The following is an 11,509-nucleotide window of genomic DNA, read 5'->3' as shown; positions in this document are numbered from 1 at the left end:
ATAATCTGCCATGCGAAACTTCCCCCTCTCCCAGACTTTTATTCTGGCAGAGCTTACTATATTATAGTTGTCAACAAAAGGATGAAAGAAAAGACTATACTCCTTAAATTGTAAGCTGATTTAAAAAAAAAGAAAGGAGCATAGTCATGGGGAAAATAAACAAAAAAGAGAGAAAATTCAACGAAGAAACCTTATTAGTTACAGTGGATATAGGCAAAAAATTTAATTACGGTTATGCACGTACAAAAGATGGTCAGGAGTTAGAAGTGTTTAAGTTTTTTAACACAGGTAAAGGATTCGAATATTTTTTAAAAAAAGTAGAAAGCTTCAGAGCAAAGACCGGTCTTAAGAATTGTTTATTTGGCCTGGAATCCACTGGCAGCTATGGGCTTGCGCTCATTCATTATCTACATCGAAGGGGCTATGAGATTGTACAAATAAATCCGATGCATACCAAGCGCCTGAAAGAATTAACGGACAATAGTCCCAATAAGACAGATAAAAAAGACCCAAAGGTCATAGCAGATATAATAGAATTAAACAAATATTTAACAGTAATCATCCCAGAGGGAATTTTTGCGGAATTACGCGAATTGGTTCATTTAAGAGAGAAAATACTTGAAGATCTACGAAGGAGTTATAATCGAATTGAGGGACAGTTATTTAAGATATTTCCGGAATTCTCTCAGGTCATGAGAGATTTAACTACAAAGACTTCACGTTATCTTTTGGCTCATTATACTTTACCTCAATTCATATTGGATTTAGGCTTAACAAAGCTAACAGAGCTAATAAAGTCAGTAAGTAAAAACCGATTAGGTGAAGAAAAGGCCCTTGCTTTATATGAAGCTGCTAAGATGAGCGGAGGCATCAAAGAAGGAACCCGGTCCATTGTAATGGAGATCAAGATACATCTTGATCAGATAGATCGTTTAGAATCTTATCAAAAGTCACTAAAGGATGAGATAGAGAATTATTTAAAAGAAGTGCCATACAGCAGGAACATATTATCCATAAAAGGGATAGGACCCATAATCGCAGCCATTTTAATAGGAGAGTTAGGAGATATCCGCAGATATAAAAGTTATCGTGAGTTAGAGAAGATAGCGGGATTAAACCTGTATGAAGTCAGTTCTGGCCAACATAAAGGTAAACATCACATAAGCAAACGCGGTCGGAGTTTATTAAGAAAAGCTCTTTTTTATATAGCCATCAATGCAAGTAGAGGTATCTTACAAGAAGTTTATCAGGTACATAAGGAGAAAGGGATGGCCAGCGCCAAGGCTTTAACGGCGTTATCCAGAAAGATATTAGCCATTATTTTTGCATTAGTAAGAGATGATAGTTTCTACATAGAAGGCTATAAAAAATCAAATAAAGCAGCCTAAAAGCAACAATTTGAGATATGGCGGGAAGACCTTCGGCCCCCCCATAAAGGCATACAGATAGTATGACCTTCGGTAAGAGAGCAAAAAAAGGCTTCCCGTCATATTTACCTTAGTTCCGATTAAGTAAGATAAGAGCTGTTAAAATACAGACTCTCGAATATCAGGGTAGAACAAGGTAAAATATCTCAAAAAATAGGCGAAAAAGTTATCCACAATAATTAACATATTAAAAAGAAAGGAGTTAGGTGTGTAAAAAATGAGTTATCCACATATCCACACCCTCTACAGTTATTAACATATTGTTAATAACTTTATTATTAAAATATTTGACTATAATAAATCAGGGGGAATTAAAGGGGGTGAGGGCCACCCCGGGCATTTCCGGCCACCGTTGAGCAAAAAAAGTATAAGAGTATAAGTGTTTAGAGGTTTTGAGGTAGTTTTTGAACCTTGATTAATGTGATTACAGGATTAACTTGATTCTTTTTTTCACTCGTGAACGTTCACACTCAAATTTAAGGCGAAATTTTGTAGGCACAAAAAGCAAATCATGGAAATCCCGAAATCAAGTAAATCATGGTTCAAAATTGAATGGTCGGCGGCCTGTCATTTCTTCCCGCCTTTGCACGAAACTGACCAGCGCGGGAATCTTTTACACCGTTGGAAATAATCTGCCATGCGAAACTTCCCCCTCTCCCAGACTTTTATTCTGGCAGAGGGGGAAGTAAAGGGGGTGAGGGCCACTCCGGACATTTCCTGCCACCGTTGGGCAAAAAAAGTGTAAAAGTGTAAGAGGATAAGAGTTTAGAAATTATGAGGTAGTTTTTGAACCTTGATTAATGTGATTACAGGATTAACTTGATTCTTTTTTTCACTCGTGAACGTTTACACTCAAATTTAAGGCGAAATTTTGCAGCCACAAAAAGCAAATCTTGGAAATCCCGAAATCAAGTAAATCATGGTTCAAAATTGAATGGTCGGCGGCCTGGCATTCCTAACTGACCAGTGCAGGAATCACTTACACCATAGGAAATTACTTCCAAAGCTAAATTTCCCACTCTCCCAGATTTTTATTCGGGGAAAGAAGGTGCAGGGGGTGAGGGCAATTTAAACTATTTTTAATTACAACATTCTTTACGCCCTTTGTGACTTCTCTGCGCTCTCAGTGGTTGCTTAAATCCCTGCAAAAATGTTTTATGCTGCTCCGCATTCAACACCCCATTGTAATAAATATCTACTTTTTAAGCCGTTTCAAAATGGCCTGTTGTATTTCTTCTATTTGTTCTTCTGTTAAATCATTGTTAAAATCCGCCTTGGCGGACCGCGCCATTTTCGAAACAGTCAACGGCCCGGCCTGACAGCTGGTTACTTTGCCGGAAAGATTGTAATTACTGCGCAGGGCCATTAAACGCGTCGCTACTTCTTCCGGAAGCACATTCACATTACCTAATTGAATGGCATTCCATACAATGTGCGCGGCATGTTCCAGAGTTTCCATCTTAAAATAGGCATTCATTAAATCCGTGCCCAGGGTTAAGGCGCCATGGTTGGCCAGCAAAATGGCGTCCGTGTTTTGAAGGTGCGGCCGGATTTTTTCCGGGATTTCCAGGGTAGAAGGCAAACCGAATTCTGCGATGGGCACCGCTCCCAGAATTAAAATGGCTTCGGGCAGCACGCAGCGATCAAGCGGAATGCCCGCCACCGCAAAACTGGTGCAGTATGGCGGATGGGCGTGCACCACGGCATGCACATCGGGCCGCTGGCGATAGGCTTCCAGATGCATTTTGACCTCGCTGGACGGTTTGAATTTGGCGTGTCGTTCCAGCGACCGCCCTTCCATATCAATCTTAACGATCATCTCCTCGTTCATAAATCCTTTGCTTACGCCCGTGGCCGTGGTCAATATTTCCCTTTCATTGAGACGCACGGAGATATTGCCGTCGTTGGCCGCCACATACCCCCGCTGCCACAACCGTCGGCCTACCTCGATGATTTGCTTTTTAAGATTAAGGATGGTCATTTTACCTTCCTTTTCATGATAGCCTTAACCCTAAGTTAAAAATTTTTTCTCAATTTCTCGAATTTCATTTTGCGGAATGGGGTTAATCTTGCCTGCGGTTAGCGCATCAATCATGGCGCGCGCGCTAAAATCGGCCACTTCCAGTCGATCAAAAGCTTGCAAGAGATTGGCGCCCGTGATTAAAACCCCTTCGTTCTCTAACAGCAAAGCCGGCCGTTGAGCAGAAAGCAAGGATGAAAGGTCTTGCAAATTTTGTCGTAAATCATTTAAAGAAACGCGAAGCGTCTCTCGCAGCACTACATAGCTTTCGGGAATTAAGCGGCTGTCAAACCTCTGATCGCTAACGGCAAATGCCGTGATGTGCGGCGCTGGCGATTGAATGATCGTCCCGATTGCCGCATGCTGGCGGTAAATGGTATGATGCAGGCGGTCGAAGGGATGCGGCCGTTTTCCGGTTTCACTTCTGCCCTTACTCAGCAAAACAAGATCATGCGTGGTAATATTAACTAATCCTCCGTCTGCCGGCGTAATCAAAAAATCGGTTGAATTCACGCGCACAGAAAGGACGCTCAGCGAACTGAACAAAAGCCGACGATTAAGGCCGCGCATGATGAAGCGAACCATTTCCTCTTTTAATTCCTTCGCCGCTCTGGCAGAAGCGGGAGTTTCGATTTCTACAGTCTCCTTTCCTTCTGCATACTCCGCAAGCAGCGAGCGACAAGCGGCTTTTTTGATTTGACCGATCCTTTTCGCCTGAATCAAAATGGCCGCCAGCAATTCCAGCGCCTCGAGCCGATGAAAGGCTTCCCACAGGGTCGCACCGGCCGTAACCACGCCGTGATTTTCCAGCAGAACAGCCTGACATCCAGCAGCAAAAGGTTCTGCAATACGGACGCTCAAACGCTGACTACCCGGTAGAGCGTAAGCGGCGTAACCAATTTTACCAATGGACAGTCCAAAAGAAGGAATTATTTCAGGATCAGGTAATTCATGCGCCAGACTAAAGGCCATTAATCCCGGCGGATGGGCGTGGATGACGGCTTTTATGTCCTTCCGCTGTCTGTAGATCTTTTGATGAAACGGCAGTTCGCTGGAAGGCCGGTGTTTGCCTTTTACGGTTCCCTCTTTATTAAGACAAACCATGTCATCCGCAGTAACTTTTCCCTTATCCACGCCGGCCGGCGTGATCCACAACTGGTCATCGTGAGTCATAACGGAAATATTCCCGCCGGAGAGGGTGGTCATTCCGTTAGAATAAATGACTTCCATGGTGCGCGCAATGTGTTCGGCAGGCGACTGTTTTTGCCAGTGCAAGAACGTTCCCTTCCTTTTTTTAAATTAACATTAAAAACAAGTTTATGAATTAAAAAGAATAAATGAAAAAATTTTACACGCCAGCCGGAGGGGGTGAATGATCACCGCCCTGTCATTCTTCTTCCCGCTTTTGCGCGAAACTGGCCAGCGTGGGAATCCTTTACACCGTTGGAAATAACTGCCCATGCTCAGCGTCACCTCTGCCAGACTTATTCCGGAAGGGGGAGGAATGAGAGGGTGAGGGTTAACACGGGAAATGGTTTCCACCGTTGGAGAAGAAAAAAGTTAAGAGTGTAAGAGTCATCTAAAAATCAACCGCCCGGCCACGGAGCAAATCAATCAATGATCGGTTTTTTGTCCGGAAGCCTGGAAAGAACCTCGTCGAAATAGGCAATCGTCTTTTTTAATCCATCTTCCAGTTTAATCCTGGGCTCCCAGTCTAATTTTTCTTTAGCCAGTCCAATAAAAGGTTTGCGCTGCACGGGATCATCCGCTGGCAGAGGTTTAAAAACAATTTTTGATCTGGAATTGGTCAGTTCAATGACCTTTTCAGCCAGTTCCAGAATGGTAAATTCATGCGGATTTCCCAGGTTAACGGGACCGATAAAATCCTCTACATTCATCATGCGCTCCACGCCATCAATTAAATCGTCAATGTATTGAAAGGAACGCGTTTGATTGCCGCGACCATAGACGGTAATATTTTGATTGGTTAAAGCTTGAATGATAAAATTACTGACCACCCGACCGTCATTGATTGCCATGCGCGGTCCATAAGTATTAAAAATCCGCACAATTTTAATATCGACTTTATTTTGACGGTGATAATCCATCATCAGCGTTTCCGCAACGCGTTTGCCTTCATCGTAACAACTGCGTATCCCGATGGGATTGACATTGCCCCAGTAACTTTCTTTTTGTGGATGCACTTTAGGGTCGCCATACACTTCAGACGTGCTGGCCAGCATAATGCGCGCCCGTACGCGTTTTGCCAGGCCCAGCATGTGAATAGTACCCATCACACTGGTTTTAATAGTTTTAACCGGATTGTACTGATAGTGAATAGGAGAGGCGGGGCAGGCAAAATGGTAAATGCGATCGACCTCAAGCAAAATCGGCTGCGTCACGTCGTGCCGGATCAGCTCAAATCGTTTATCATCCATCAGGTGCCAGATATTTTCCTTTTGTCCGGTGAAGAAATTATCCAGGCATAATACATCATGGCCTTTGTTCAACAGCGTTTCACACAAATGAGAGCCAATAAAGCCCGCGCCGCCTGTCACAAGAATCCGCACGTGTTTTCCTTTCTATATTAATCCTCAAAAAGCAATTTACAGCTGGAGATAATAATTCGATGCCTGTGTATTAAAAGAAGCAACCCCTGGCATCTGCTCTTCCGGGACGAAGGCCAAAATGGCCGGTGGTCAGCCGACCGTGACACCAGAGGCCGCTTCTGAATATCAAACTTTAACTTTGCGCAGAGCCTGCGACAAATCTTGAATTAAGTCGCGCGCATCTTCAATGCCCACCGAAAGACGAACCAGACTTTCGGTAATTCCACATTTGGCCAGTTCTTCTTCGGAATACGTAGAATGGGTCATGGAAGCCGGATGCTCAATGAGCGAATCCACATCTCCCAGACTGACAGCCAGGGTGATCAATTTAACCGCATTCATCAATTGTTCGCCGGCCCGCCGACCGCCTTTAATCTCAAAGCTGATCATTCCGCCAAATCCTGCCATCTGCTTTTTAGCCAGCTCGTGTTGCGGATGAGTGGTTAAACCAGGATACCACACACGTTTTATTTTCGGATGGAATTGTAAAAACTTTGCCACTTTCATTGCATTCTGCTGGTGCCTCTCCATGCGGATGGCCAGCGTCTTTAAACCGCGAACCAATAGCCAGGCATTCAGTGGACTGATCACAGCGCCGAGGTCTCTTAAAAAGTTAGCCCGTAATTCATCGATAAAATCTTTTTTGCCCACCACCACGCCGGCCACGGTATCTCCATGGCCTCCGATGTACTTCGTGGCCGAATGCAGCACAACGTCCGCGCCCAGCTCCAGAGGCCGCTGGAAATAAGGAGTGGGAAAAGTATTATCCACAACCAGAGGAATTTTATAATCTCTGGCAATTTTAGCGCAAGCGCGTAAATCGGTAATGGTTAAGGTAGGATTGGCAGGCGTTTCGATGTAAAGCAGCCTTGTTTTATCGTCAATGGCATTAATGATGTTTTCAAGATTAGTGGTATCCACCTCCCTTGCTTCAATATTAAAACGTGGCAAGGTTTCCATAAACAGGTTGTGCGTTCCTCCGTAAAGCGTGTTGGTGGAAACCAGATTATCTCCGGCCCGACAATAGGCAAAAACAACAGCAGAGATGGCCGCCATGCCGGAGGCAAAAGCCAGGGCTGCTTCTCCCCCTTCCAGAAAGGCCATTTCTTTTTCCAGGGCGCTCTGCGTAGGATTGCCCAGACGCGTATAAACATATCCTTCTTTTTCACCGGCAAATAACTGCGCGCCATGCCTGGCGCTTTTAAACTTAAATGTAGAACTTTGATAGATCGGAACACTAATTGCTCCGGTGGCAGGATCCGCCCCGCCAGAACCATGAACACAAAGCGTAGCAAAAGAGTAGCGTTTCATTTCATTGTTTTCCATACCTAACTCCGAATTAGTGAGCATTTCATTAAAAATAATATAGAAGTGAGAGCGTTTAAAATCAATTTTTTCAGGCGCATCGTAATGAGACCAACGGTCGCGAAACGCTCTTTTCTTGTCGATTATTATTTGATTTAAATTCGTAAATTGATAAATTTGAAGCGAAAAATAATTCGGTTGGCAAGATGACAACAAAACATAAAATAATCATAGGCGACTCTCGAAAGATGGCTGAACTGGCAGACGAATCCATTCAGCTCATCGTCACCTCTCCCCCCTACTGGCAGTTAAAAGACTACGGAACGGAGGAGCAAATTGGCTTTAACGATAGCTATGAGCAATATATTAACAACCTTAATCTTGTTTGGCAAGAATGCAGCAGGGTATTAGCGCCAGGCTGTAAAATGGTTATCAACATTGGCGATCAATTTGCCCGTTCTGTTTATTATGGTCGATACAAAGTGATCCCCATTCGCACAGAAATCATTCGCTTTTGCGAGACTATTGGCCTGGATTACATGGGGGCGATTATCTGGCAAAAAAAAACCACCATGAATACCACCGGCGGCGCTACCGTAATGGGGTCTTATCCGTTTCCCAGAAACGGTATTGTAGAAATCGATTACGAGTTTATTCTAATTTTCAAAAAGCCTGGAAATGGTCCAAAAGTTTCGAATGAAATCAAAGAAAAGTCCAGATTAACTAAAGAAAAGTGGAAAACATACTTCTCCGGTCACTGGTATTTTAATGGCGAACGTCAGGATAACCACATCGCCATGTTTCCCCTGGAATTGCCAAAACGTATTATCGAAATGTTTAGCTTTTATGGCGAAACCGTTTTGGATCCTTTTCTGGGTAGCGGTACCACTTCATTAGCAGCCATGATCTTAAATCGTAATTCCATTGGTTATGAAATAAATGAAAATTTTTTACCAATCATTAAAAAAAAGCTGGAGGGAGAAGAGCCATCACTATTTACACCGCAAATTATTTATCAAAAACAAAAACTTAAACAGATCGACTGGAATGAGGAATTAAAACGATTGCCTTATTTATTTAAAGACCCGGTTAAGTTCGACAAAAAAATTGATCCCAGACAAATGAATTTTGGCTCAAAAATCAGTATAAATAAAGGAGAATCAACCTCCAGAGAATTCTTTTCCGTACAAAAAATCTTTTCCCCTAACTTAATTGAACTTAGCGGGGGAATAAAAATAAGATTGCTGGGCGTTAAACCAAAACCTGAAAAAATCAACGAGGCTCTTGAATTTTTGAACTTAAAAGTTGGAAAAAGCAAAATCTTTTTAAAATTCGATCAAATTAAATATGACCAGAACAATCATTTATTGGCTTACGTGTACATGAAAAATAAGACATTCATAAACGCCCATTTAATCAAACAGGGATTCGCAGATATTGACGACGAATTCCCATTTTCTTTATCGGATAAATTTAAAAAATTGCACCACAAGAGTTAACGCAATGAAAAAGAGAATTTTCTTAACTTCCAATGAAATCCAAAATCTTTTAGGAATTCCATCGACAGTTTTTCCTAAATATTCCACTCAAATCCTGAATCTAGCAAATCAAAACGCCCAGGCCACGCGTCCTAAAGTTGTTGGACAAATGAGTGAGTTAATAAAGGAATTTTCCGGTAAAACTTTACAAGAATGGGAAGATTGGTATCTTAAAAAGCATCCGGAAGCTATTCCGATGGCCTCTCAAAAAATTTTAGACATGGTTGAAAATTTAAAAGATGTTATTAACAAAATTGATATGTCGTTAATTGAAAAATGGGTTTATGATCTTATAATAGTAAAAACTTTTGTAGGACTAAAGTTTCAGGAAGCAATTTTAAAAAAGGTAGCTTCCATTTTAAACCTGGATTATTGTCTTGCTACTCCTGAAGAAGAAGCCAAAGGAATCGATGGATACATTGGGAAAACTCCTATTAGTATTAAACCTTCTTCTTACACTAATAAAGCTGCTCTGAGAGAAAATATTTCTGTTTCAATTATATACTATGAAAAGGTTAAAAATGGTATTAAAATCGATTTTTCCGAACTATTTTAACAAAGAAAGGAGAGATTTTTGCAGTACAAACAATTAGGCAAACGAGGCCCTGTGGTTTCTACCATTGGTTTTGGCGCATGGGCTATTGGCGGGATGAACTGGGGCAAAACGGATGATGAAATATCCCTGCGCGCCTTAAACGAAGCCATCGATCAGGGAGTTACTTTAATTGACACGGCAGACGTTTACGGTTTTGGGCACTCTGAAGAATTGATTGCTCAAATCATTAAAGAACGCGGTAAAGACAACATCATCATCGCCACTAAAGCGGGCAACGATTTTTATTTTGCCAGCGAAGAAGATGATGAAGGATACGGCCCCATTCGTCAAAATTACAAAAAAGAGTATTTAATCTTTGCAGCCGAACAAAGTCTAAAGCGTCTGGGAGTGGATGCCCTCGATATCCTGCAATTGCACAGCCCAGATCTGGACAAATTAGAACAAGATGAACCCTGGGAAGCCCTGGAACAGCTGAAAAAAGACGGCAAAATTTTACATGCCGGTCTGAGTATCCAATCCTTTAAAGAAACCGAACAGGCCCATTTATTGGATTTACATCACGATTTAATTGACTCCATTCAAGTGCGTTACAACCTTTTAGAACGGGAAGCCGAAAAGGTGCTCTTTCCCAAAGCCTTGCAATATGGCATTGGCGTAATCGTCCGCATTCCACTGCTATTCGGCTTTTTAACGGGAAAATTCGATCGCAACACCAGGTTTACCGAAGACGATCACCGCAAGATGAACCTCTCCCCCGAAAAATTAGAAGACTACCTGAATAAGCTGGATAAGGTCAGACCTCTTTTTGAAAAATTCCCCGATCAGTCCATGGCGCAGGTCAGTTTGCGGTTTTGCATCAGCCATCCGGCCTGCCAGACGGCCATTCCCGGCGCAAAAACACCGCAACAGGTGCGCGAAAACTGTTCAGCTTCTGATCTGGGCCCCATTCCCCGGGATTTGATTCCGGAAATTTAGGATACTTCCTTCGTAGCATCGCTCCCGCAACAGCGGGAGCAAAAATTTTTATGCAGCTGGAGTGGTTGATTAGTTGAATGGGCGCTTGCCGGTCATTCTGAACGGAGCGCCAGCTTCAGTCTCGAGAAATCGGGACGGAGTGAAGAATCTATACAGTTGAATGGTTAAATAGAAATTGGCCGATGTTGGCACCCAATACACTGTAGGAGAAAATTCTCACTAGCCAGTCGCCTCCCCTCTCCCAGACTTTATTCTGCGAGAGGTAGTGCAGGGGGTGAGGACAATTGAAACTATTTTTAATTTTTAACATTCTTTTTCTTTGCGCCCTTTGTGACTTCTCTGTGCGCTGTGCGCCGTGCGCTCTGTGGTTGCTTAAATCCCCGCGGAAATGTTTTTGGTTGCGGCTGCGCTGCCTTTTAGAAGTTTAATAGTTGAGCGTTAGGGACTGAAGTGGCGTTTTTTTTACAAAAATGAGCATGGGACTTAATTTTTCAATTTAGCAGACGACATAATACGTAGGTGATCCTTAAAAGGTAAGGAGAAAAATGCGCATCCTGGTGGCTGAAGACGTACAACTAATGCAAAAATTATTAAAACGACTGCTCGATCCCTTTGGAGAAGTAACCTTGGTTAAAACCGGACGAGAAGCCTTCTCCAGATTTCAGGAAGCAATTAATTCTAAAAAATATTTCAATCTGGTGTGCCTTGATCTCAATCTGCCGGAAATCAACGGCCTGGAGGTGTTAAAGAATATTCGCGCAGCAGAAAAACTTAACCATGTGCCGATTAAAGAGCGTGCAAAAGTGGTGGTGGTCAGTTCGACGAATGACGCCGATGTGGTGATGAAGGCGATTAATCTGGGCTGCAACGGTTACATTGTTAAGCCATTCAGCAAAGATAAAATCATTAGTGAACTAAAAAAACTGGGGTTGATTAGCAGCGCGCCTCAACCCCAGAATTAAAACCTTACGGCAATTATTGCCCGAAGATATGATATTCAAGAAGAATATTTTTACCCCTTCTTCATAATTCTTCCCAGGCGCCGTTACGCCAATCCTCCGCTTATGACCTTTTAAATC

The 11,509-nt window shown here is 42.7% G+C and carries 9 protein-coding genes; 5 read left to right on the top strand and 4 right to left on the bottom strand.

Annotated features, from left to right (window positions below):
* Window positions 1–146: 146 nt before the first annotated feature.
* Window positions 147–1,388, top strand: a complete 1,242-nt coding sequence (locus tag Cabys_RS08420) for an IS110 family RNA-guided transposase (protein ID WP_006926587.1) — start codon at window positions 147–149, stop codon at window positions 1,386–1,388.
* A gap of 1,234 nt (window positions 1,389–2,622) precedes the next feature.
* On the opposite strand, the gene Cabys_RS08415 is transcribed toward Cabys_RS08420, so the two are convergent.
* The 4 genes from Cabys_RS08415 to Cabys_RS08400 form a co-directional block, all read right to left on the bottom strand.
* Entirely contained in the window at window positions 2,623–3,408 is a 786-nt protein-coding gene (locus Cabys_RS08415) for a class II aldolase/adducin family protein (RefSeq protein WP_006929907.1), read from the bottom strand.
* 30 nt (window positions 3,409–3,438) lie between these two features.
* A complete protein-coding gene (locus tag Cabys_RS08410) occupies window positions 3,439–4,722 on the bottom strand; it encodes a class II aldolase/adducin family protein (protein ID WP_006929906.1) in 1,284 nt (427 codons plus the stop codon).
* 335 nt (window positions 4,723–5,057) lie between these two features.
* Window positions 5,058–6,017, bottom strand: a complete 960-nt coding sequence (locus Cabys_RS08405; RefSeq protein WP_006929905.1) for a UDP-glucuronic acid decarboxylase family protein — start codon at window positions 6,015–6,017, stop codon at window positions 5,058–5,060.
* Between the two features lie 165 nt (window positions 6,018–6,182).
* Window positions 6,183–7,382, bottom strand: coding sequence for a trans-sulfuration enzyme family protein (locus Cabys_RS08400; protein WP_006929904.1), 1,200 nt, complete (start codon window positions 7,380–7,382; stop codon window positions 6,183–6,185).
* Between the two features lie 185 nt (window positions 7,383–7,567).
* Here Cabys_RS08400 and Cabys_RS08395 point away from each other — a divergent pair, with 185 nt between their 5' ends.
* The 4 genes from Cabys_RS08395 (at window position 7,568) to Cabys_RS08380 (ending at window position 11,392) form a co-directional block, all read left to right on the top strand.
* Window positions 7,568–8,860, top strand: coding sequence for a DNA methyltransferase (locus Cabys_RS08395; RefSeq protein WP_006929903.1), 1,293 nt, complete (start codon window positions 7,568–7,570; stop codon window positions 8,858–8,860).
* A 4-nt stretch (window positions 8,861–8,864) separates the two neighbouring features.
* The gene (locus Cabys_RS08390) at window positions 8,865–9,455 is read left to right on the top strand and encodes an MjaI family restriction endonuclease (RefSeq protein ID WP_006929902.1); all 591 of its coding nucleotides are present in this window, start codon (window positions 8,865–8,867) and stop codon (window positions 9,453–9,455) included.
* An 18-nt stretch (window positions 9,456–9,473) separates the two neighbouring features.
* A complete protein-coding gene (locus Cabys_RS08385; protein ID WP_006929901.1) occupies window positions 9,474–10,430 on the top strand; it encodes an aldo/keto reductase in 957 nt (318 codons plus the stop codon).
* Window positions 10,431–10,975: 545 nt separating this feature from the next.
* Window positions 10,976–11,392 (top strand): response regulator, encoded by a 417-nt coding sequence (locus tag Cabys_RS08380; protein WP_006929900.1) that lies wholly within the window; start codon window positions 10,976–10,978, stop codon window positions 11,390–11,392.
* Window positions 11,393–11,509 lie beyond the last annotated feature (117 nt).

The organism is Caldithrix abyssi DSM 13497 (genome assembly GCF_001886815.1).
GTDB classification, from domain to species: Bacteria; Calditrichota; Calditrichia; order Calditrichales; family Calditrichaceae; genus Caldithrix; species Caldithrix abyssi.
The sequence above is the reverse complement of the archived record's forward strand: the minus strand, read 5'-3'. Positions and strand labels throughout refer to the sequence as shown.